Here is a 23275-nt window from a genome sequence, read left to right on the forward strand (position 1 = left end):
CGCCCCGGATCTACGCCGGGTTTCAGGCCCCCCAGCTCGCCTGCGTGCCGCCGGCGCGGTCGGTGGCGGCCTTCTGCGCGTACCCGGAGGCCAGGAAGGCCCGCACCGGATCGCGCGGCAGGCCCCGCTCCTCGCGCCGATCCGCCAGGATCGTGCGGACGTCGGTCTCGTAGGCGTCCATCAGGATCGCGTTCGCGCCCAGCACGTCGCCGTCCCGCTGCGCCGCCGCGAGCGCCTCCTGGTCGATGAGCAGCGCCTTGGCGAGCGCCTGCTCGACGTTGAGCACCGAGCGGATCTGGCCGGGGATCTTCTCCTCGATGTTGTGGCACTGGTCGAGCATGAAGTTGACCTTGGACTCCGGCCGGTGCGCGCCCGCCGCCACGATCTCCGACATGATCCGGAAGAGCTGGAACGGGTCGGCCGCGCCCACGATCAGGTCGTCGTCGGCGTAGAAGCGGGAGTTGAAGTCGAACGCGCCCAGCCGGCCCTGCCGCAGCAGCTGCATGACGATGAACTCGATGTTCGTGCCCGGCGCGTGGTGACCGGTGTCGAGCACGACCGTGGCCTGCTCGCCGAGGGCCAGGCAGTGCAGCAGCGAGGTGCCCCAGTCCGGGATGTCCATGCTGTAGAACGCCGGCTCGAACAGCTTGTACTCCAGCAGCATCCGCTGGTTCGGATCCATCGCGTCGTAGATGGCGCGCAGCGACTCGGCGAGCCGCTCCTGCCGGCCGCGCAGCGAGTCCTGACCGGGATAGTTCAGGCCGTCCGGCAGCCACACCTTCAGGTCGGTGGAGCCGGTCTGCCGCATCACGTCCAGGCACTGGAGGTGGTGGTCGACGGCCTTGCGGCGCACCGCCGGGTCCGGGTTGCAGAGCGACCCGAGCCGGTAGTCGTCCTCCTGGAACAGGTTCGAGTTGATCGCGCCGATCGTGACCCCGTGGTCCTCCGCGTGCTTGCGCAGGTCGGACCAGTCGTCGACCAGGTCCCACGGGATGTGCAGGGAGACCCGCGGCGCGAGCCCGGTGAGGCGGTTCACCTCCGCGGCGTCCGCGATCTTCTCGTACGGGTTCCGCGGCACGCCCTTCGTCGTGAAGACCTTGAAGCGGGTGCCCGAGTTGCCGTACGCCCAGCTGGGCACCTCGACCGTGAAGTCGTTCAGCTCGTCGAGGTTCATTGCGCGCCTCCATATTTCCGGTTGGTGAGCCCGTTCAGCAGTGCCGCGAAGACGAGGACCGCGCCCAGGGCGAGGAGCTGGTACTGCGAGCCCTCGTTGCCGACGAAGGCGAGCAGGATGCCGGCGTTGAGCCAGACGATGAGCAGGGTGGCCAGCACCACGCCGGCGACCCGGCCGATGCCGCCGGTGATCGCCACGCCGCCGAGGACGGCGATGGTGATCGCGGGCAGCGCCATGCCGTTGCCGGAGACGCCCGCGTCGGGGCGGGCCGAGGCGAACTGGGCCACTGTCACGACGGCGACCAGACCGGAGATCAGGCCCGCGTAGACGTACGCCTTGAAGCGGGTGTCCCGGACCGGCAGGCCGGCCCAGCGGGCGGCCACGTCGTTGGTGCCGATGCCGTAGAGCCGGCGGCCGTACGCGGTCCGCGCCAGCAGCAGCCACACCGCCACCACGGTGGGCAGCAGGAACGTGAAGATGCCCAGCGGCACGTCCGGGATGTACTGCCCGATGATCGGCAGCTCGACCGACCTGGTCAGCGAGAAGAGCTGCTGGATCGGCTCGGTGCTGATCGGCTGCTGATTGTTGATCACGATGGCGATCGACTTGTACGCGTAGAACGTGGCAAGCGTCGCGATCAGCGCCGGGAACCCGATGTAGGAGACCAGGAAGCCGTTGACCGCGCCGAGCAGCGCCCCGAACCCGGCCGTCGCGATGATCGCCAGCCAGAGCGGCCAGCCCCACTCGCCGTACGCGAAGCCGAAGATCATGCCGGCCAGGCTCACGATGGCGCCGACGCTCAGGTCGATGCCGCCGCGTCCGGAGAGGATCACCAGCATCTCGGCGAGGCCGAGCATCGCGAGCGGGACCGCGCTGATCAGCGAGGCCGACATGTAGTCGAAGTCGTAGGGCGCGGTCAGGTAGCCGCCGGCGTCGTTGATGAAGAACGTGACGACGACGATGACGATGAGTACCGCGAGCAGCGGGATCCGTTGGGTAAGGAAAATTCGCGCTAAATCAGGCTTCTTCCGCTGCGCTTTCACCGGTGGAGCCTCGGTGATTGTCATCGGGACGACCTCCTGGCCCGTGCGCGCAGCAGGTCGGCGCCGACCGCCACGATGATGAAGATGCCGACGAACAGGTCGGAGAGCTGCGAGCGCCAGCCCAGCTGGGTCACCCCGGACGACACGGTCTGCACCAGCAGCGCGCCGAGCAGGGTGCCGAGAACCGAGCCCCGGCCGCCCATGATCGAGGTGCCGCCGATGACCACCGCGGCGATCACCGCCAGCTCCTTGCCGGAGCCGACCGACTGGTCCAGCGTGGACGTGCCCTGGGCGATCACGAAACAGGACGCCAGGCCGACCAGCAGACCGGTGATCACGTAGGCGAGCAGCACCCGGCGCTGGACGCGGACACCGGCGAGCCGGGCCGCCTGGGCGTCGCCGCCGATCGCGTAGAAGTGCCGGCCGCCCGCGGTGTGCCGCAGGTACCACCAGCACGCCGCGGTGATCAGGATGGTGACCAGGAACGCGTGCGGGATGCCGAGGGTACGGCCGTCCTCGCCGCGCCCGAAGAAGGCCAGCGTGGCGGGGATCCCGTTGACCGTCCCGGAGCCGAAGATCTGCAGGCCGAGGAACATGAAGATGTTCGCCGTGCCGAACGTGATGATGATGGCGTGCACCCGGCCGTAGGCGATCAGCACGCCGTTGACCAGGCCGAGCACCCCGCCGGCGAGCAGCGAGATCAGCACCGCGACGCCGAGGCTGACGCCCGAGCCGACGAGCGCCTTCGCCGTGATCACCGAGCAGACCATGATGGCGCCGCCGACCGAGACGTCGATGCCGCCCGTGATGATCACGATGGTCATGCCGACGCCGACCAGCGCGATCGGCGCAGTCGCCACCAGCAGCGGCTGGATCGACCCGGCGGTCAGGAACGCGGGGGTGCTGACCGCGAGGGCCACCCAGAGCACCGCGATCACGCCGACCAGGACGATCTCCTGGCCGGTGACCGGGTTCGTCAGAACCCGGGGCTTGGTCCTCTCCTTCAAGAGGCTCATTCGCTTCCTCCCGCGGCCGCCGCCAGCAGGTCGACCTGCTTGGCGTCCGGACCGAACTCCTCCGTCGTGGTGCCGCCGCGGACCACCTGGATGCGGTCGGCGATGCGCAGCGCCTCCGGCAGGTCCGAGGTCACCACGAGGACCGCGGTGCCCTCCTCGGCGAGCTCGGTGATCAGCCGGTGGATCTCCTCCTTGGCGCCGACGTCGACGCCCTGGGTCGGCTCGGCGAGGATCAGCACCTTCGGGCGCTCCACCAGCTGCCGGGCCAGCACCACCTTCTGCGCGTTGCCGCCGGACATCGCGCTGATCGGCTGCCGCTCGTGCGGGGTGCGCACGGCGAGCCGCTTGATCATGTCGAGCGCGACGACCTTCTCCCGGCCCCGGTCGACGAAGATGCCGAGCTTGGACAGCAGCTTGAGGTGGCCGGCCGAGATGTTGAACGCGATCGACTGGAAGCCGAACATGCCCTCGACCTTGCGGTTGGCGGGCAGCAGGGCGATGCCCAGCTTCTGCGCGTGCTCCGGGCTTCTCGGCTTCTGCTCGGATCCATTGATCTTGATGATGCCGCTGGTGGCCGGCTCGATGCCGTAGCAGCTCGCCGCGATCTCGGAGACCCCGCTGCCGACCAGGCCGTAGAGCGCGACGATCTCGCCTGCTCGGACGCTGACGTCGACGTCGCGGAACTTGCCGGTCCGGGTGAGGCCGTGCAGCTCCAGCACGGCCGGTCCCTCCGGGACCTCCCGGTGCGGGCGTTCGTCGGAGAGCTCCTCGCCCACCATCAGGTGGGCGATCTGGCGCACGCTCAATTCGCCGATCGGGTACGTCCCGATGGTCCGCCCGTCCCGCATGACAGTCACCTCGTCGGCGATGCGGAACAACTCGTCCAGCCGGTGCGAGATGTAGATGACGCTCACCCCGGAGGCGGTCAGCCGCCGGACCACGGTGAACAGCGTCTCGATCTCGGCGTCGGTGAGGATCGCCGACGGCTCGTCGAGGATCAGCACCTTCGCGTCGCCGGAGAGCGCCTTCGCGATCGACACCTGCTGCTGCTCGGCGATCGAGAGGTCGCCGACCGTGGCCGTCGCGTACTTCGCCGGCAGGCCGAGCAGTTCGAGCAGCTCGACCACCTTGGTGTTCTGCGCGGACCAGTCGACCTTCCCGCGGCTCTTGATTTCTTTGCCGAGGAAGATGTTCTCGGCGACGGTCAGCTCGGGGAAGAGCTGCGGCTCCTGGTAGACGGTCGCGATGCCGAGGGCGATCGCGTCCGTCGTGGAGCCGATCCGCACCGGGCTGCCGTCCCACTCGATCTCGCCGGTGTCGGACTGCTCGGCCCCGGCGACGATCTTGATCATCGTGGACTTGCCGGCGCCGTTCTCACCGACGAGCGCGTGCACCTGGCCGGCCCGTACGGTGAGATCAGCGTGCTGGATGGCCCGGACCGCGCCGAACCGCTTGGAAACAGCGGTCAGGCGCAGCCGAGGCGTCTCGTTCTCCTGGGTCATCGGCTCAGTAGTTGAACTGGTCGACGTTCTTGTCGGTGATCTCGAGGGCGGGGCCCAGCAGCAGCATCTTGCTCGCCTCGTCGTAGGTCACCGCGGAAAGCTCGCTGGAGACGTTGTTCGTCGCCGCGAGCGGCTTGCCCTGCGCGATCTGGGCGCCGGCCCACGCGGTCAGGTAACCCAGGTTTTCCACGTCCCAGAGGATCGCGGCGGTCGACGACTTGTCGGTCAGGTACGGCTTCATCGCCTGCGGCGTGCCGAGGCCGACAGTGAAGACCTTGCCGATCTTGCCGGCGTCCTTGACCGCCTGCGCCACACCCGGCGCGGACGAGGTGCACTCGCCGACCAGGCCGGTCAGGTCCGGGTGCGCGTTCATCAGGTCGGTCGCCATCTGCGTCGCCTTCGCCTGGTCCTCACCGGCGTAGACGATGTCGACGATCTCGGCCTCCGGGTACTTCTCCTTCGTGTACGCCTTCTGCACCTCGATCCAGGAGTTCAGGTTCTCGGCGGTCTGGCCGCAGGAGACGATCGCGTACTTGCCCTTGCCGCCCATCGCGGTCAGCAGCGAGTCGGTGAGGCCCTGGCCGATGCCCTCGGCGGTCGCCTGGTTCACGAACACCTCGCGCACGCTGCTCGGCGCGTCGGTGTCGGCGGTCGCCACGTGGATGCCGGCGTCCTTGGCCTGCTGCAGCAGCGGCGCCATGCTGTCCGGGTCGTTCGGGGCGACGATCAGCGCGTCGACCTTCTGCTGGATGTAGGAGCGGACGATGTCGGCCTGCGCGGCCGCGTCCGCCTGGGTCGGACCCTGGTAGAGCCACTCGACGTTGCCGAGCGCGGCGGCCGCTTCCTTGCCGCCGGCGTTCATCGCCTCGAAGTAGGGGACACCCTGAAGCTTCGGGACGAAGGCCACCTTGTATGTCTTGTCGCCACTCGCGTCGCCGCTGGCGGCAGTGTCGTCGTTCTTTTTGGTGCACCCGGTGAGAGCCAGTGCGGCAGTCGCGGTGAGCGCGACGGCGGCAGTGAACCGAGGACGCATGACGCCTCCAATGAAGGACATTCTTGAAACGTTCTAGCTGGGGTGTGACTCACGTTACGATCCTGTTAGAGCTGGGTCAAGAGTTGAGTGCGGATGCGCTTGGAACCTGTGATGCGCCCGTGATGAGCCGAGCTCGGAGGATCGGTGAGACGTTTCAAAGAATGGGGTTCCGCCCCCGGCGGCCGGGCGGGGCCGCGGTGGCCCGCGCCCCGCAGCGCGCCTCGTCCCGGGCAGCACTGAGCCCCAGCCGGTCTTGCTTCGGCTGGGGCTCACGAGACGTTGCGGCTCAGCGTGCCTTCCGGATCAGCACCACACCGGCTGCCGCGGCAGCGACCGCGGCACCGAGGAGAGCGTACCGTTGCGGTTCCGCACCGACCCGCCGCGGAACCGATCCGATCGCCGCCCGCGCCTGCTCGGCCGCCTCGGCGACGCCCTCGGCCACGTGCGTGCTGGTCTCGGCGGCCCCCTGGCGTACCCGGCCGGGCACGTCCGCCTTCGCGGCCAGGGCCGCGGCGGTCTCACTCATCTCGGTCCGGGTCCGTGCGATCTCTTCCTTCAATTCCCGGGTACGGCGGGAAGCGTCCCCCTCGTCGCCAGAAGCTGATGTGGGGGAGTCTTCGGCCGGGTCCCGCTTGCTGTCCGCGTTGCTGTCCGCCTTGCCGTCCGCGTTGCCGTCCGCCTTGCTGTCCGCCGCTTCCGGGAGCGGAGTGGATCCGGTCGTCCCGATCTTGGCGGGTTCCGCGGGCTTCCCGGTCGTGGTCGCCGACGCCGGCGTTCCGCCCTTGGCAGCCCCGGCCGCGGGCTCAGGCTTCGCGGTCGCCCCGGTGGCCGACGGTGCCGGCGCGGCGCTCGATGGTGTCGGCGTGGCAGTCGCTGCGGCGGTCGGCGGGGCCGGCTTGGTCGTCTCGTCGGCGTCCGGTCCGGGTTTGTCAGTCGAGCCGATGATGGCCGTACCCTTGGCAGTTGTGCTGGTGGCCGACGGCGCCGGCTTGCGGCCGGTGCCCGGTGGGGCCTCTCCGCGGGCTGGCTTGGCCGGCCCCGGCCCGGTCCGATTCTGATTAGGCGGCGGCGCCGGCTTGGGCCCGCCCGGCTTGGAACTGTGCTGCTTCGCGTTCCGCCCCTGCGCCGGGCGCGCCGTAGCGTTCACGCTCCCCGACCCCGCCGGCCGCGGCGACGGCTTGCCGCTCGCGGCGGGCGGGTTGGCCGACGCGCCGTGCGTGGGCGTCGGCGTACCCGGACTGTGCTGTCGCGAACCGGGCTTGTCGTCGGTCATGAGTGCCTCCCGTGACGGGCCGCGGTCATCAGCGCGTCGACATCCCGGCGACCGCTCTCCATCGCCTGCTCGGGCGCGGGCGGCACGGCCTGCTGCACCTCTTTCTTCCCGATGAGCGCGGCGATCCCGGCTCCGGCGAACAGCACCACCGTCACGATCAGGGCGGCCGCCCACACCGGCATGACCAGGGCGAGCGCGGCGCCGATGGTGACGAACAGGGCACCGAGGCCGTACGTCGCGATCACCCCGGCCCCGCCGAGCAGTCCCGCGCCCTTGCCGGCTTTCTTGCCCTTCTCGACCATCTCGATGCGGGCGAGTGCCAGCTCGTCCCGGACCAGCGTGGTCACCTGTTCGCTGAGCCGGCTGACCAGTTCAGCGGTAGACGCCTGTTCGGTTCGTGCGTCTGTGTGGGTCATCGTCCCCTCCGTCCTGCACGTTTCTCCCGGCAGTTGACGTACCCCTGCGAATCCCGACTAATCGCCCCGTCCCTGGTCGGAGCGCTGCGGCGCTTATGGCGGGTCGAGTTTCAACCTAGATTCCTAGGACGCCTAGGCTGTGGTTGACCTGGCATCGCACGGCGTCTGAGCGGTCGGCGGGGCGGGTGGGTCAGCTGGTCGGGGACCACGTCCGGATGGTGGAACGTTCGCTGGTGCCGCGAAACGGTCCGGTGGAGTGTTCGGCGGCTTCGGGGTTCGTGGATCGTGGAGATGTTGATGCCGGCTGGCGCTGAGTGTTCACAAAACGGACGCCCGAGAGAAGATTAGGGCCAGGTCGCCCCGTGTTGTCACCCTGCGTGCTGGGGTCCGAGGTAAACGTCGCGCTTTTCGGTAATCCGCGGACGCTCCAGGCCCCACAGAATCACGCGGACCCCATAGCGCAGCACCGTCGCCGGGATTCACCGTGACACGCAGCAGTATCGGGCCATGCCGGGGGGCGGGTTTCGAGTCGTGATCCAGCGGATCTCCCGCGTCTCGGCAGGTAGAGGAGTTCCGCGATCAGCCGGCGCGGTCGGGCGCGGGATTTCGAGCTGCCGCGCGGAGTGCCAGCGGGACCAGCGGGACCGGCGGGACGGGCGTGGCCAGAGGGACCGGCGGGACCGGCGGGACCGGCGGGACGGCGGGACGGGCGTGGCCAGAGGGACGAGGCAGACCGGCGGGACCGGCGTGGCCAGAGGGACAAGGCAGACCCGCGAGACCAGCCGGGCAAGCGGGATCAACCGGACCGCGGGACCAGCCGGACCAGCTGGCGCTCAGGGTTCGCGAGACCGGCAAGGGCGACACCGGCGGCCCAGCTGGGCGGGGCGGTTTGGGCTTGGACGGGGCGGACGGCAGAATGAGCAACGCAGCAGGGCAGCAACCTAGAATCCTAGGATGCCAAACCGGCTGTGTGCGGGGGCGGCTGCCGCTGAGAGTCCGGTGACGATCCAGGAAACCGGTTCGGAAAGAATCAGCCCGCGCCGGTGGTGACGATCTCGGGTCGGTGCCGAGCGGGCGATCAGCCGTAACCGGGCCGAGCGCGAGCGGGATGTGCACTGGGCGGGAATGCGCAGCCGCGTAAGCGGGCAGGACCGCTGAGGCGGAAACAGGCGTGAACAGGGCGGGAGCAGCCGGGTACAGGGCGGGAACGGCCGGGACAGCCGGGAACGGGCGGAAGCGGGCACGATGCCCGGTGGAACTAGCGGGCCGGGGACGGTCTGGGCGGGCGGGGCCATGGATGGCCCGCGACACGCGGGCCGGGGCGGCCTACGTTGGGGACGCTCGCGGAAAGGGTAAGACGGAACCTATGCCCGATGCGCCGACGATCCTTGCCGGACGGTACCGGCTGGGCGAATTGCTGGGTCGTGGCGGTATGGGCGCGGTGCGCCTGGCCCGCGACGAGACGCTGGAACGCGATGTCGCGATCAAGGAGATCGACCAGCCGCCCGGTGAAGAGGGCGGCGCCGCTGCGCGGCGGACCCTGCGGGAGGCGCGCGCGGCGGCCCGGCTCAGCCATCCGGCCGTGGTGCAGGTGTACGACGTTCTGCAGCTGGACGGCCGCACCTGGATCGTCATGGAGTACGTGCCGTCCCGCTCGCTGAAGCAGGTGATCAGCGAGGACGGCCCGCTGGATCCGGGACGGGCCGCGCGGATCGGGCTGGAACTGCTCGGGGCGCTGCGGGCCGCGCACCGCAACGGCGTGGAGCACCGGGACGTGAAGCCGGCGAACGTGCTGCTCGCCGACGACGGGCGGGTGCTGCTGACCGACTTCGGCATCGCGGCCATGGACGACGACTCGGTGATCAGCCGGTCCGACGTGGTGGTGGGTTCGCCGCAATTCATGGCGCCGGAACGCGCCCGGCTCGGTGTCAGCGGTCCGGAGGCCGACCTGTGGTCGCTGGGCGCGACGCTGTACGCGGCGGTGGAGGGCCACTCGCCGTACGAGCGGTCGTCGACGATGGCCACGCTGACCGCGCTCGCCACCGAGGAGCCGGAGCCGCCGGCGCATGCGGGTCCGCTGCGGCCGGTGCTCGACGGGTTGCTCCGCAAGGATCCGAAGCAGCGGATCGGGATCGAGGAGGCCGAGCGGCTCATCCGGGCGACAGCGGAGGAGACGGGCGCTCTACCCGTACCCGATGAGGGGGAGGAGCGACCGGCGACGGCCTCGCGCATACCCGCTCAGCGCACCGCGCCCCTGCCCGGTGAGGTTCCGGATGACGCGCGGCCGCGCCGTCCGCGGATGCTGGCGGCGTTTGCCGGTGTCGTGCTGGTGGTGCTGGCCGGGCTGGCGTTCGTGCTGACCCGGCCGGACGGGGAGAACGCGGCGCAGCAGGAGCCGCTGCCGACCACCACGACCACGACCGCGGCGAGTGCGCCGGCCGCGAATCCGCCGGCTGCGACCACCGCGACGTCTGCGCCGACGCCCAGTAAAGCGTCCCCCTCACCGTCGGCGGCGGCGAGCAGCGCGGCGGGTGGGCGTCCGCAGCTGCCCGCGGGCTGGAAGAACTACACGGATTCGACGGGATTCTCGGTGTACGTCCCGGAGGGCTGGAAGAGGTCGGAACGCGGGACGATGGTGTACTTCCGCGGGGACGGCCGGGTTCTCGGCATCGACCAGACCGACCAGCCGAAGTCGAACCCGGTGAAGGACTGGCAGAGCCAGTCGGAGTACCGGGTGTCGCGCGGCGACTTCCCGAACTACGACGAGATCAAGATCGAGTCGGTGAAGTACTTCCGCAAGGCGGCGGACTGGGAGTTCACGTTCAGCCGGAGCGGGACGCGGGTGCACGTCAACAACCGGGGCACGGTCGTGGCGGACGACAAGGCGTACGGCTTCTACTGGGAGACCAGGGACTCGGAGTGGGACGGGGCACGCAAGGACCTGCAGCTGGTCTTCGACAGCTTCGTCCCGGCGAAATGACCGGCGAAGTGAGTCAGATGCCGAAGAGGCGACCGGTGTCGATGGCGATGGGGAAGGGTTCCTCCAGCACCAGCTCCTCGCCGTACTCGGTCACCGAATGCTCGACGTACCGGTCACCGTCCAGCCGGAGCAGGCGCGCCGTGAGGAACTCGTAGTCGGTCATGTCCGGCTCGATCAGCAGGTACCACTTGATCTTCGCGGAGGCATAGAGCTCCATTTTCAGCACGCGGTCGTTCGATGCGTTGCCGGGGGAGGTGATCTCGCAGATCAGAAGGACGTCCGACGCGGCGGTCACCGTGGCGACCCGGGGGCCGTCGGCGATGATCAGGTCGGGGCGCATGATCGTGCCGGGTGCGATGCGGACATCTATATCCAGCCTGACCCAGAGTTTCCGGGCCCTGGCCGCAGGTAGCAGTGCGACGGCGAGGCTGAGACTGACGTCCTGATGCGGGCCGACGGGGCTGGGGCTCACGAGGAGCCTCCCCTCGTGGAGTTCGACGCGTTCGGTGGTCTCGTCGAGCGCGAAGAACTCTTCCTCGGTCCAGGTGCCCGGGGTGTGGGGGAGCATGTCCATGCCCATGGGGAGAGTGTCGCACGCGCTCATGCTGGTTGGCCTCTCTAGAAGTCGAGCAGCTCGGTGGTGCTGATGGAGAGCGGGAAGGGTTCGTCAGCGGTCAGGGTCTCGCCGTGCTCGGCGACGGCGTGCTCCACGTAGGCCTCGCGTTCGAGCCTCAGCAACCGCAGGCGCAGTGACTCGAAGCTCGCCGGATCCGGTTCGACCACGAGGAAGAACTCGACCTCTGCCGCGGCGAAGTAGTGCTCTCTCAGGGCTTGACCGGCGGGGCCGGTCCCTCGCGAGTTGATCTCGCCGAGCAGGACGACATCCGCGGCCTCCACCACGGTGGTGACGCGAGCGCCCCGGGAGACGACGAAGTCGGGGATCACCACTCGGTTCTCGGCCAGGCGCACCGCGACCGCCTGACGGGCGCGCAGGCCGGCGCTGCGCGCGTCCGGCAGCACGGCGGCGGCGAGGCGATGCGAGATGTCCTGGTGTGGCGGAGCCGGTGCGGGCGACACGAGAAGACCCCCTGTGAAGAGCTCGATCCGGAAAGCGGTCACTCCGAGCGCGAAGTAGTCTTCCTCAGTCCACGAGCCTGGGTGGTTCAGGATCCGGTCCAAGAGGTCGCCTGCGCTCATGCCCACGACCGTCCCACGACTAGATGGCGTGAGTCAACGGGGGATTCCCGGGGTGGCGGCGTGCGCGGCGCGCGCCAGCTGGGCGGACACCTCCTCGTGGCCCGCCGCGACCAGGCCGACCGTCACCCTCAGGTGGGGCTCCGCGCCGGGGCCGACCGCGAAAGCCGTGCCCGCCGCCGCGCCGATTCCCGCGCTGGCGAGGCTCAGCAGCGCGGCCTGTTCGTCCTGGACCGGCAGCCAGATGTTCAGGCCCTCGCCGGGCGGGAGCGTGAGGCCGTGCGCGGCCAGACCGGAGGTGATCAGGCGGCGTCGGCGGGCGTACTCGTCGCGGGCGGCGCGGACCGCCCGGACCGAGGCCGGGTCGGTGAGCAGGGAGAGCAGCAGGTGCTGCAGCAGGCGGCTGGTCCAGCCCTGGCCGAGCAGCCGGCGTTCCAGGATCGGGTCGAGGATCGTGGCCGGGCCGCTGACCGCCGCGAGCCGCAGGTCCGGGCCGTGTGACTTGGAGAAGCTGCGCACGTGGACGACCTGGCGGGGCAGGTGCTCGCCGAGGGAGCAGAGCGGCCCGGAGGCCAGGTCTCCCGCTGAGTCGTCCTCCACGACGTACACCTGGGGGTGGTCGGCGAGGACCGCGGCGAGCGCGCCGGCCCGCGCGGGTGACCACGACGCGCCGGTGGGGTTGAGGGCGCGCGGTTGCAGGAAGACGGCGGCCGGGCGGCGGGCGAGGGCCGCGCCGAGCTGGTCCGGAAGCATGCCGCACGCGTCGGTGCCGACGCCGATCACCGGCACGCCGAGCACCTCGAGGAGGTCCAGCAGGGGCGGGAAGCACGGGTTCTCCACCACCGCGAGGTCACCGAGGCGCAGCAGGGCGGAGGCGACCTGGTCGACGGCGTCCATCGCGCCGTCGAAGATGGCAAGACGATCCGGAGGGTACGGCCACCGCTCCCGTAGCAGCGCTCCCAGTTCCGGCAGCACCGGCTCGTCGAGATAGCTGGTCGGCGCGGGGGAGAGCCCGTGCAGGGCCGGGATCGGCGGCAGCAGCGCCGGATCGGGCACCCCGGTGGAGAGGTCGAGGCCGAACCCGGAGGTGCCGCGCAGCGCCGCGCGGTAGCGGCCGGGCCCGCCGGTGCCGGCCGTGGCGACGACCGTGCCGCGCCTGCCGTCCGTCCGGATGGTGCCGGCGCGGCGCAGCAGCTGCCAGGCCGCGCTGACCGTGCTGGGGGAGAGGTGCAGCTCGGCGGCGACCGTGCGGACCGGCGGGAGTTTGACGCCGGGGGCGAGGGCGCCGTCGCCGACGGCTCGGCTGACCGCTTCGGCGAGGCCGCGGGCGCTGAGCTCGAGAAGACGTTCCATCACCGCGTTGAGCACTTTGTGACAGTACATTTCAAGCATTGTTCGGTCCAGGGTCGTCACATAATCTCTGGCCCATGAGTCACATTGCGCACTGGATCTCCGGCAGCCCGCACCAGGGCGAGTCCGGACGGGTCGGCCCGGTCTTCAACCCCGCTACCGGCGAGCAGATCGCCACGGTGGATCTCGCCAGCGCCCACGAGGTGGACGCCGCCGTCGCGGTGGCCAAGGCGGCCGCCAGGGATTGGCGCGCGGCGTCGTTGTCCAAGCGCAGCGCGGTGCTGTTCCGCTTCCGGGAGCTGCTGGCGGAGAAATCCGGCGAACTGGCGCAGATCGTGACGCGCGAGCACGGCAAGGTCCTCGCCGACGCCGCCGGGGAGATCGCCCGCGGCCTGGAGAACGTCGAGTTCGCGACCGGCATCCCGAACCTGATGAAGGGCAGCTTCTCGGAGCAGGCCGCGACCGGCGTGGACGTGTACTCGATCCGCCAGCCGCTCGGCGTGGTCGCCGGCATCACCCCGTTCAACTTCCCGGCGATGGTGCCGCTCTGGATGTGCGCCACCGCGATCGCCGCCGGCAACGCGTTCGTGCTCAAGCCGAGCGAGAAGGACCCGTCCGCGGCGCTCTTCCTGGCCCGGCTGTGGAAGGAGGCCGGCCTGCCGGACGGCGTCTTCAACGTCGTGCACGGCGACAAGGAGGCGGTCGACGCGATCCTGGTGAACCCGGACGTCGCAGCGGTCAGCTTCGTCGGCTCCACCCCGATCGCGAAGTACATCTACGAGACCGGCACCGCGCAGGGCAAGCGCGTGCAGGCCCTCGGCGGCGCGAAGAACCACATGATCGTGCTGCCGGACGCCGAGCTGGACGCGGCGGCGGACGCGGCGATCAGCGCGGGGTACGGCGCGGCCGGTGAGCGGTGCATGGCGATCTCGGTGGTGGTGGCCGTGGGTGACATCGCGGACCCGCTGGTCGAGGCGATCGCGGCCCGGATCCCCAAGGTGCGCATCGGCGACGGGGCTGACGCGGACTCGGACATGGGCCCGCTGATCAGCGCGCAGCACCGGGACAAGGTCGCCGGCTACGTCGCGGCGGGCGAGGAACAGGGCGCCACCGTCGTGGCCGACGGCCGCAACTCCGGGAATCTCCCGGAGAAGGGCTTCTTCCTCGGCGCGACCCTGCTCGACAACGTGACCCCGGAGATGACGGTCTACACCGACGAGATCTTCGGCCCGGTGCTGAGCGTCGTCCGGGTGGACACCTACGCCGAGGCCGTCCAGCTGGTCAACGACAACGAGTACGGCAACGGCACCGCGATCTTCACGCGGGACGGCGGCGCGGCCCGGCAGTTCCAGTTCGACGTCAACGCCGGCATGGTCGGCGTGAACGTGCCGATCCCGGTGCCGGTCGCCTACTACTCGTTCGGCGGCTGGAAGGCGTCGCTCTTCGGCGACACCCACATGTACGGCCCGGACGGCATCCACTTCTTCACCCGGAGCAAGGTCGTCACGTCCCGCTGGCCCGACCCGGGGACTTCGTCGATCGACCTCGGTTTCCCGCAGACTCGATAAGGATCATCACGTGAGTGACTCGCAGGTTCGCGCGGATGACCGCGCCCACGTCTTCCACTCCTGGTCCGCTCAGGGTCTGATCGACCCGCTGCCGATCAAGGGAGCGCTCGGTAGCTACTTCTGGGACTACAATGACCGGAAATATCTGGACTTCTCCTCACAGCTTGTCAACGTCAACATCGGGCATCAGCACCCGCGGTTGATCAAAGCCATTCAAGAACAGGCCGCGAAGCTCTGCACGATCCAGCCCGCCTTCGCCAACGACAAGCGCGGCGAGGCGGCCCGGATGATCGCCGAGGTGGCGCCCGACGGCCTGAACAAGGTGTTCTTCACCAACGGCGGCGCCGAGGCCAACGAGAACGCGATCCGGATGGCCCGCCTGCACACCGGCCGGCACAAGGTGCTCTCCACCTACCGCAGCTACCACGGCTCGACCGCGACCGCGATCACCGCGACCGGCGATCCGCGGCGCTGGCCGAACGAGCCGGTCGCGATCGGGGTCGTGCACTTCTGGGGCCCGTACCCGTACCGGTCGCCGTTCTTCTCCGAGAACGAGCAGCAGGAGTCCGAGCGCGCTCTCCAGCATCTCCGCGACACGATCGTCTTCGAGGGCCCCGGCACGATCGCCGCGATCCTGATCGAGACGGTGGTCGGCACGAACGGCATCCTGGTGCCGCCGCCCGGCTACCTGGCCGGCGTCCGGGCGATCTGCGACGAGTTCGGCATCGTCTTCATCGCCGACGAGGTGATGGCGGGCTTCGGCCGGTGCGGCGAGTGGTTCGCGGTCGACAGGTGGGGCGTCACCCCGGACCTGATCACGTTCGCCAAGGGCGTGAACTCCGGGTACCTGCCGCTCGGCGGCGTGATCATCTCGGACGAGATCGCCGAGACGTTCCGGGAGCGGCCGTTCCCCGGCGGCCTGACCTACTCCGGTCACCCGCTGGCCGCGGCGTCTGCGGTGGCGAGCATGGAGATCTTCAAGGAGGAGGGGGTCATCGAGCACGCCCGGATGCTGGGCGAGGACGTGATCGGCCCCGAACTTTCCAAGATCGCGGCCCAGCACCCCAGTGTCGGCGAGGTCCGCGGTCTGGGCGTGTTCTGGGCGGTGGAGCTCGTTAAAAATGAGGACAAGACCCCTCTTGTCCCGTTTAATGCGGGCGGAAAAGACGCGGCGCCCATGAATGCCGTCGCCGCCGCGTGCAAGGAGAAGGGACTCTGGCCCTTCGTCCACTTCAACCGGATCCACGTGGTGCCGCCGTGCACGACCAGCGTGGACGAGGTCCGGGAGGGCCTCGCGATCCTGGATGAGGCGCTGACCGTCGCGGACGGCTACACCACCGCCTGAACCCCGGATACCGCCGCCTGAACCCCGGATACCACCGTCTGAACCCCGGATTACGTCGTCTGAACCGGGGCCAAAGTTCTGATTCCGTTTCAGGCTTGGAAATTGCTTCGGATTCCCTTGCCCCTCAACGCACCGGTGTGGAATGGTCTCGCCAGTCGGAGGCGAGATCCCCGGCACACCATGAACCGGAAGGCTCCATCTTTCGTGAGTACCGTGCTGCGCAACTTCGTCGGCGGGTCCTACCGCGACACCGCCGACGGGATCACCACGCCGGTCATCGACCCCAGCACCGGGGAGGCCTACGCGCAGGCGCCGGTCTCCTCGGGCCTGGACGTCGAGAGGGCGGTGGCCTCCGCCGCCGAGGGCTTCGAGGTGTGGCGGGACAGCACGCCCGCCGAGCGGCAGCGGGCGCTGCTGCGGATCGCCGACGCTGTCGAGGCGCGCGCCGAGGAGATTATCGCGGCCGAGTGCCGCAACACCGGCAAGCCGGTCGCGGCGACCCGCCAGGAGGAGATGGCGCCGATCCTGGACGAGCTGCGCTTCTTCGCCGGCGCGGCGCGCATCCTGGAGGGCAAGTCGGCGGGTGAGTACCTGCGCGACCACACCTCGTTCGTGCGGCGTGAGCCGATCGGCGTGGTCGCCCAGATCGCCCCGTGGAACTACCCGATGGTGATGGCCGTCTGGAAGTTCGCGCCGGCGATCGCGGCCGGCAACGCGGTGGTGCTCAAGCCGTCGGACACCACGCCGGTGAGCACGCTGCTGCTCGCCGAGATCGCCGCCGAGTTCCTGCCGCCGGGCGTGCTCAACGTGGTCTGCGGCGATCGGGACACCGGCCGCGCGCTCGTCGCGCACCCCACCCCGCAGCTGGTGTCGATCACCGGTTCCACCCGGGCCGGCATGGAGGTCGCCGCGTCGGCCGCGCCCGACCTGAAGAAGGTGCACCTCGAGCTCGGCGGCAAGGCGCCGGTCGTGGTCTTCGACGACGTCGACATCGAGGCCACCGCGGCCGCGATCGCCGGCGCCGGCTTCTTCAACGCCGGGCAGGACTGCACGGCGGCGACCCGGGTGCTGGTGCACGAGCGGATCGCCGCCGACTTCACCGCCGCGCTCGCGGCCGCGGCGAAGGCCACGAAGGTGGGCGCGCCGTCGGACCCCGACGCGTACTTCGGGCCGGTCAACAACGCGAGCCAGCTGGACCGGGTCACCGGTTTCCTGGGCCGTGCCCCGGAGCACGCAGCGGTGGTGGCCGGCGGCCACCGGATCGGTGACCGTGGGTACTTCCTCGAGCCGACCGTCGTGACCGGACTGCGGCAGCAGGATGAGATGATCCAGGACGAGATCTTCGGACCGGTCATCACGGTGCAGAGTTTCACGGACGAACAGCAGGCGGTCCGCTGGGCCAACGACGTCCGGTTCGGTCTCAGTGCCAGTGTCTGGACCCAGAACCACGGCCGGGCGATGCGGGTCTCCCGTCGGCTCGACTTCGGCGCGGTGTGGATCAACACGCACCTGCCGTTCGTCTCCGAGATGCCGCACGGCGGCTACGGTCACTCCGGTTACGGCAAGGACCTTTCCATGTACGGCTTCGAGGAGTACACCCGGATCAAGCACGTCATGAGCTTCAACGGCTGATCCGGTAAGACCGCAAATAAAAAAACGCCCCGCTTGAGGTGATAGATGACCACTTCTCCCCCGCACCACGCCACGAGTGTGCCGTCCGGAAACGGGCAGCGCACCGGGCACCCGGCGATCGAGTTCGCCGGCGTGCGCAAGGACTACCTGTCGCACGGTGAGGCGGTGCCGGCCGTCAAGAGCCTGGACCTGGCGATCGGACAGGGGGAGTTCTTCTCGCTGCTCGGCCCCTCCGGCTGCGGCAAGACCACCACCATGCGGATGATCGCGGGCTTCGAGGAGCCCACCGCCGGCAAGGTGTTCCTGGACGGACAGGACGTCACCGGGGTCGCGCCGAACAAGCGCGACGTCAACATGGTCTTCCAGTCGTACGCGCTCTTCCCGCACCTGAACGTGCTGCAGAACGTGGCGTTCGGGCTGGAGCGCAAGAAGGTGGCGAAGAGCGAGATCCGCCGGCGGGTCGGCGAGATCCTCGAGATCGTCTCGCTGACCGGCATGGAGAAGCGGCAGCCCAAGGAGATGTCCGGCGGCCAGCAGCAGCGGGTGGCGCTGGCCCGGGCGCTGGTGAACCACCCGCGGGCGCTGCTGCTCGACGAGCCGCTCGGCGCGCTGGACCTGAAGCTGCGCCAGCAGATGCAGGTGGAGCTCAAGCGGATCCAGCGCGAGGTCGGCATCACCTTCGTCTACGTCACCCACGACCAGGGCGAGGCGCTGACCATGTCGGACCGGATCGCGGTCATGAACGGCGGCCTGATCGAGCAGCTGGGCAACCCGCGGGCCATCTACGAGCGCCCGGCGAGCCGGTTCGTGGCCGGTTTCATCGGCACCTCCAACCTGCTCGACGGCCAGGTCAGCTGGGTCGAGAACGGCCTCGGGGTGATCGACCTGGGGTCGGGGGAGCGGGTCCTGGCGCCACTGCCGGCGAGCTTCCAGGCCGGCCGGAGCATCGAGGTCTCGGTGCGCCCGGAGAAGATCGACCTGCACCGCTCGGCGCCGCACGCGCCCGGCCTCAGCGTCGTCTCCGGCACGGTCTCCGAGGTCGTCTATCACGGCACATCGACGAACTACACAGTGGCGGCCACCACTGGATCAGACTTCGTGGTGTTCGATCAGAATGCACACGATGCCGAGGACGTCGCCTCGCGCGGCGAGCGCGTCTTCCTCACCTGGGCCCCGCAGCACTCGTACCCGATCGGAGTCTGAAGTTGTTCCCCACCACTAAGCCGGACCCCTCCGTCCTCCGGGGCATGACGCAGCGGCGGTTCGGCCGCCGCGACGCGCTGCGCCTCGGCGGGATGTCGGCGATGGGCGCTTTCCTCGCCGCGTGTGGCGTCGAGGGGCAGGGCAAGCCGCAGGCCAGCGTCGCCCCCGACGCGGTCGCCAAGTTCTGGGACGGCAAGGTCAAGAACGGCACGCTCGATTTCGCGAACTGGCCGCTCTACATGGACCCGAAGAAGCCGGAACTCAAGAAGTTCACCGCGAAGACCGGCATCAAGATCAACTCGTACGACGAGGTCATCCAGGAGATGGGGCCCTGGTTCGCCAAGGTCCAGCCGCAGCTGTCCGCCGGGCAGTCGATCGGCTACGACCTCATGGTGATCACCAACTCGATTCAGTTCGGCCAGTTCCGCGACGCCGGCTTCCTGGCGCCGCTGGACCACTCGAAGCTGCCGAACTACGTGGCGAACGCGGCGAAGTCGTACTCCCAGTCCTCCTACGACATGGGCAACGTCTTCAGCATCCCGTGGGCGTCCGGCATCACCGGCATCGCCTACGACGAGAAGAAGACCGGCCGGCCGATCACCAAGCTCGCCGACCTGTGGGACCCGGCGTTCAAGGGCAAGGTCGGCATGTTCCGCGACCTGCAGGAGCTCGGCAACTTCGGGCTGCTCGCGGCCGGGCTCAAGCCGGCCGACTCGGGCGAGGCCGAGTGGAAGAAGGCCGCCGCCAAGCTGCGCGAGCAGAAGGACGCCGGCATCGTCCGGCAGTACTACGACCAGAGCTACGTCGACGCGCTCGGCAAGGGCGAGGTCTGGATCACCCAGGCCTGGTCCGGTGACATCTTCCAGAAGAACGTCTCCGACGGCACGGACTTCAAGTTCGTGATCCCCGAGGAGGGCGGCACGATCTGGACCGACAACATGACGATCCCGGTCACCGCGGCCAACCCGGTCGACGCGATCATGCTGATGGACTTCTTCTACGAGGTGGAGAACGCCGCCACCCTCGCCGAGTACATCAACTACGTGTGCCCGGTGCCGGCCGCGCAGGCCGCCATCAAGAAGCACGCGGCCGCGGCGTCCGGCGAGGACAAGGAGTACCTGAACTCGGTGGCCGACAGCGAGCTGGTCTTCCCCGGCGAGTCGGATTACGCGCGACTGCACTACTACGTCGACTTCAACACCGCCGAGGAGCAGCAGGACTTCACCAAGGTCTTCGACCCGATCGTGCTGGGCTGACCATGGGCCGGGTCAAACGTACACTCGCGCCCTACCTGCTCGTGCTGCCCGGCGGGTTGTGGCTCCTGATGTTCTTCGCGGTGCCGATGGCCACCATGCTGTCGCTGTCGCTGCAGGAGGGCGACATCGTCAACGGGTACGTCTTCACGGGTCACTGGCAGACCTACGTCGAGGCGATCTCTGATTACCAGACCCAGTTGATCCGCTCGCTGGTGTACGGCGTCATCGCCACGATCATCCTGATCGTGCTGGCGTTCCCGGCCGCGTACTGGATCGCCTTCTACGGTGGCAAGCGGAAGGCGACCTATCTCTTCCTGCTGCTGTTGCCGTTCTTCGTGTCGTTCGTGCTGCGCACCATCTCGTGGCGGCTGATCCTGACCGACGACGGCTTCCTGCTGCGTCCGCTGAAGGAAGTGGGGCTCCTCCCGGAGAACTTCCACATCCTCGGCACCTCGGCCGCGGTGATCGGCGGCCTGGTCTACAACTTCCTGCCCTTCATGGTGCTGCCGATCTACGTGGCCCTGGAGCGCATCGACCCGCGTGTGGTCGAGGCGGCGCGGGACCTGTACGCCACGCCGATCACCGCGTTCCGCAAGGTGATCCTCCCGCTCGCCCTGCCCGGCGTCTTCGCCGGCGTGCTGATGACCTTCATCCCGGTCAGCTCGGACTACGTGAACTCCGAGGTGCTGGGCAGCTCGTCGACCACGATGATCGGGCAGGTCATCCAGAGCCAGTACCTGTCCAGCTCCAACTACCCGACCGCCTCGGCGCTCTCCTTCACCCTGATGGCGGTGCTGCTGGTTGGCGTCTTCTCCTACGCGAGGGCGCTCGGCACCGAGGACGTCATGAAGGTGGCGGCCCGATGACCCAGGCCCCGGAAGCACCGGTTCTCGAAGCGCCGCCGACCCGGACGGTCAAGGTGCGCAAGAAGTTCGGCGGCGTGCAGTTCATGCACGCCTACACCTGGCTGATCATCCTCTGGCTGGTCCTGCCGATCTTCGTGATGATCCTGTTCGGGTTCAACAACCCGAGCGGGCGGTACAACCAGACCTGGCAGGGCTTCACGCTGAAGTGGTACCGGGAGCTGTTCGCCCTCGACGACCTCACCTCGGCGCTGATCCTCTCGCTGGTCGTCGCGGTCGCCGCCTCGATCATCTCGTCGGCGCTGGGCACCGGCATCGGTTACGCGCTGGGCCGCTACCGGTTCCGCGGCTCCGGCAGCATGAACCTGATCATGTTCGCCACGATGAGCTCGCCCGAGCTGGTGATGGGCGCGTCGCTGCTGACGCTCTTCGTCTCGCTCGGCATCGGCCTGGGCCCGATCACGATCACGATCGCGCACGTGATGTTCTCGATCTCGTTCGTCGCCACCGTGGTGCGGGCCCGGGTGATCACCCTGGACCGCTCGATCGAGGAGGCCGCCGCCGACCTCGGGGCCACCGCGTGGACGACGTTCTGGAAGGTGACGTTCCCGATCATCCTGCCGGCGGTCTTCTCCGGCTTCATGCTCGCGTTCGCGCTCTCCGTCGACGACTTCGTGGTCTCCAACTTCACCGCGGGCACCAGCGTCACGTTCCCGCTGTGGATCTGGGGCGCCACCCGGGTCGGGCTTCCGCCGCAGGTCAACGTGATGGGCACGCTCATCTTCGCGACCGGCGTGCTGATCGCCGTGATCACCAGCATCCGTTCCCGGCCGCGAAAGCAGACGATCTGAGCGGTTCGCGCGCGCAGCGAGGCGCCATCCGGCCGGGTGCCGAGTGGCGCCTTCCTGCTTGGGTACGGTCTACGCCCTCATCCTGCCGAAATGGCGTGGAAATAGTGGTCGTTGGTCTTGTGCGCAACGGATTCCGTAGGCAGGATCACCTGCAACAGTAGTAACTAGTGGGGTGCAGGAGAACAACGTGACAGACCTACCAGCCGACGTGGACGCTCTCTCCGCGACCGCCCGTGACCACCTGTGGATGCACTTCACCCGCCTCTCCGCGTACCAGAACGCCCCGGTACCGGTGATCACCCGCGGCGACGGCTGCTATGTCTGGGACGCCACCGGCAAGCGCTACCTGGACGGTCTCTCCGCCCTGTTCGTCGTCCAGACCGGCCACGGCCGCCAGGAGCTCGCCGACGCCGCCGCCAAACAGGCTGCCGAGCTGGCGTACTTCCCGATCTGGTCCTACGCGCACCCCAAGGCGATCGAGCTGGCCGGCCGCCTCGCCGACCTGGCCCCCGGCGACCTGAACCGGGTCTTCTTCACCACCGGCGGCTCGGAGGCCGTGGAGAGCGCCTGGAAGCTGGCCCGCTCCTACTTCAAGCGCGTCGGCAAGCCGCTGAAGACCAAGGTGGTCTCCCGCGCGATCGCCTACCACGGCAGCTCGATGGGCGCCCTGTCGATCACCGGCATCCCGCCGTTCAAGCAGGACTTCGAGCCGCTGGTGCCGAGCACGCTGCGGGTGCCGAACACCAACTACTACCGCCGCCCCGACGAGAACATGACGCCGGAGCAGTTCGGCGTCTGGGCCGCCGACCGGATCGCGGAGGCGATCGAGTTCGAGGGCCCGGACACCGTCGCCGCGGTCTACCTGGAGCCGGTGCAGAACGCCGGCGGCTGCTTCCCGCCGCCGCCCGGGTACTTCCAGCGGGTCCGCGAGATCTGCGACCGCTACGACGTGCTGCTCGTCTCGGACGAGGTGATCTGCGCGTTCGGCCGCCTCGGCGAGTTCTTCGGCGCCGACAAGTACGGCTACCAGCCCGACATCATCACCATCGCCAAGGGCCTGACCTCCGGGTACGTCCCGCTCGGCGCGATGATCGCGTCGGACCGGCTGGCCGAGCCGTTCCTCGAGGGCACCAACTGGTTCGCGCACGGCATCACCTACGGCGGCCACCCGGTCGGCGCCGCGGTCGCGCTCGCCAACCTGGACATCATGGAGCGTGAGGGCCTCAACCAGCACGTCACCGCGAACAGCCCGCTGTTCCGCTCGCACCTGGAGAAGCTGCTCGACCTGCCGATCGTCGGCGACGTCCGCGGCGACGGGTACTTCTTCGGCATCGAGCTGGTCAAGGACAAGGCCACCAAGGAGACCTTCGACGCCGACGAGTCGGAGCGGCTGCTGCGCGGCTTCCTGTCGAGCGCGCTGTTCGACGCGGGCCTGTACTGCCGCGCCGACGACCGGGGCGACCCGGTGATCCAGCTGGCCCCGCCGCTGACCGCGACCGAGGCCCAGTTCGCCGAGATCGAGCAGATCATCCGCGGCGTGCTGGTCGAGGCGCAGAAGCTGCTCTGACCTTCCGCA

Annotated in this window: 19 protein-coding genes; 9 read left to right on the forward strand and 10 right to left on the reverse strand. The window is 69.2% G+C overall.

Translation table 11 applies throughout. The annotated features are described in order from the left end of the window. Positions 1-22: 22 nt before the first annotated feature. From rhaI to AB0F72_RS29900, 7 genes are all read right to left on the reverse strand, one after another. Positions 23-1174, reverse strand: coding sequence for an L-rhamnose isomerase (gene rhaI / locus AB0F72_RS29870; RefSeq protein ID WP_360437837.1), 1152 nt, complete (start codon positions 1172-1174; stop codon positions 23-25). After that, positions 1171-2241, reverse strand: a complete 1071-nt coding sequence (locus AB0F72_RS29875; protein ID WP_360437840.1) for an ABC transporter permease — start codon at positions 2239-2241, stop codon at positions 1171-1173. The genes rhaI and AB0F72_RS29875 overlap by 4 nt, the downstream gene beginning before the upstream one ends. Further along, entirely contained in the window at positions 2238-3233 is a 996-nt protein-coding gene (locus AB0F72_RS29880) for an ABC transporter permease (protein ID WP_360437843.1), read from the reverse strand. Before AB0F72_RS29880 ends, AB0F72_RS29875 begins: the two co-directional genes overlap by 4 nt. Beyond that, positions 3230-4735: a sugar ABC transporter ATP-binding protein gene (locus AB0F72_RS29885; protein ID WP_360437846.1), complete on the reverse strand. Its 1506-nt coding sequence runs from the start codon at positions 4733-4735 to the stop codon at positions 3230-3232. The genes AB0F72_RS29880 and AB0F72_RS29885 overlap by 4 nt, the downstream gene beginning before the upstream one ends. A gap of 4 nt (positions 4736-4739) precedes the next feature. Further along, a complete protein-coding gene (locus AB0F72_RS29890) occupies positions 4740-5768 on the reverse strand; it encodes an autoinducer 2 ABC transporter substrate-binding protein (protein ID WP_360437849.1) in 1029 nt (342 codons plus the stop codon). Positions 5769-6054: 286 nt separating this feature from the next. Then, positions 6055-7041: a DUF3618 domain-containing protein gene (locus AB0F72_RS29895; protein ID WP_360437852.1), complete on the reverse strand. Its 987-nt coding sequence runs from the start codon at positions 7039-7041 to the stop codon at positions 6055-6057. Continuing rightward, positions 7038-7457: a phage holin family protein gene (locus AB0F72_RS29900; RefSeq protein WP_360437855.1), complete on the reverse strand. Its 420-nt coding sequence runs from the start codon at positions 7455-7457 to the stop codon at positions 7038-7040. Before AB0F72_RS29900 ends, AB0F72_RS29895 begins: the two co-directional genes overlap by 4 nt. 1366 nt (positions 7458-8823) lie before the next feature. Between AB0F72_RS29900 and AB0F72_RS29905 the strand changes: the two genes are divergently transcribed. Next, complete coding sequence (locus tag AB0F72_RS29905; protein WP_360437858.1) at positions 8824-10437, forward strand: serine/threonine-protein kinase; 1614 nt, start codon at positions 8824-8826, stop codon at positions 10435-10437. 13 nt (positions 10438-10450) lie between these two features. On the opposite strand, the gene AB0F72_RS29910 is transcribed toward AB0F72_RS29905, so the two are convergent. The 3 genes from AB0F72_RS29910 to AB0F72_RS29920 are packed head-to-tail and all read right to left on the reverse strand — an operon-like array spanning position 10451 to position 13014. Then, the gene (locus AB0F72_RS29910; protein WP_360437861.1) at positions 10451-11041 is read right to left on the reverse strand and encodes a Uma2 family endonuclease; all 591 of its coding nucleotides are present in this window, start codon (positions 11039-11041) and stop codon (positions 10451-10453) included. Between the two features lie 14 nt (positions 11042-11055). Next, complete coding sequence (locus AB0F72_RS29915) at positions 11056-11634, reverse strand: Uma2 family endonuclease (protein ID WP_360437864.1); 579 nt, start codon at positions 11632-11634, stop codon at positions 11056-11058. A 33-nt stretch (positions 11635-11667) separates the two neighbouring features. Next, positions 11668-13014, reverse strand: a complete 1347-nt coding sequence (locus tag AB0F72_RS29920; RefSeq protein WP_360437867.1) for an aminotransferase class I/II-fold pyridoxal phosphate-dependent enzyme — start codon at positions 13012-13014, stop codon at positions 11668-11670. Between the two features lie 44 nt (positions 13015-13058). On the opposite strand from AB0F72_RS29920, the gene AB0F72_RS29925 reads away from it, so the two are divergent. From AB0F72_RS29925 to AB0F72_RS29960, 8 genes are all read left to right on the forward strand, one after another. Further along, entirely contained in the window at positions 13059-14549 is a 1491-nt protein-coding gene (locus AB0F72_RS29925) for a CoA-acylating methylmalonate-semialdehyde dehydrogenase (RefSeq protein WP_360437870.1), read from the forward strand. A 10-nt stretch (positions 14550-14559) separates the two neighbouring features. Further along, positions 14560-15894 (forward strand): aspartate aminotransferase family protein, encoded by a 1335-nt coding sequence (locus AB0F72_RS29930; RefSeq protein WP_360437873.1) that lies wholly within the window; start codon positions 14560-14562, stop codon positions 15892-15894. Between the two features lie 180 nt (positions 15895-16074). Continuing rightward, a complete protein-coding gene (locus AB0F72_RS29935; protein ID WP_360437876.1) occupies positions 16075-17526 on the forward strand; it encodes a gamma-aminobutyraldehyde dehydrogenase in 1452 nt (483 codons plus the stop codon). A 45-nt stretch (positions 17527-17571) separates the two neighbouring features. After that, complete coding sequence (locus AB0F72_RS29940; RefSeq protein WP_360437879.1) at positions 17572-18729, forward strand: ABC transporter ATP-binding protein; 1158 nt, start codon at positions 17572-17574, stop codon at positions 18727-18729. Between the two features lie 44 nt (positions 18730-18773). Next, positions 18774-19985 carry a spermidine/putrescine ABC transporter substrate-binding protein gene (locus AB0F72_RS29945; RefSeq protein ID WP_360437883.1) on the forward strand — a complete coding sequence of 404 codons (1212 nt, stop codon included), beginning with the start codon at positions 18774-18776 and terminating at the stop codon, positions 19983-19985. Positions 19986-19987: 2 nt separating this feature from the next. Further along, on the forward strand, positions 19988-20851 hold the full coding sequence (locus AB0F72_RS29950; RefSeq protein ID WP_360437886.1) for an ABC transporter permease: 864 nt from the start codon (positions 19988-19990) through the stop codon (positions 20849-20851). After that, a complete protein-coding gene (locus tag AB0F72_RS29955; RefSeq protein ID WP_360437889.1) occupies positions 20848-21699 on the forward strand; it encodes an ABC transporter permease in 852 nt (283 codons plus the stop codon). The genes AB0F72_RS29950 and AB0F72_RS29955 overlap by 4 nt, the downstream gene beginning before the upstream one ends. A 187-nt stretch (positions 21700-21886) precedes the next feature. Then, entirely contained in the window at positions 21887-23266 is a 1380-nt protein-coding gene (locus AB0F72_RS29960) for an aspartate aminotransferase family protein (protein ID WP_360437892.1), read from the forward strand. Positions 23267-23275: the final 9 nt, after the last annotated feature.

Origin of the sequence: Actinoplanes sp. NPDC023936, from assembly GCF_040639325.1 — a bacterium.
GTDB lineage: Bacteria > Actinomycetota > Actinomycetes > Mycobacteriales > Micromonosporaceae > Actinoplanes.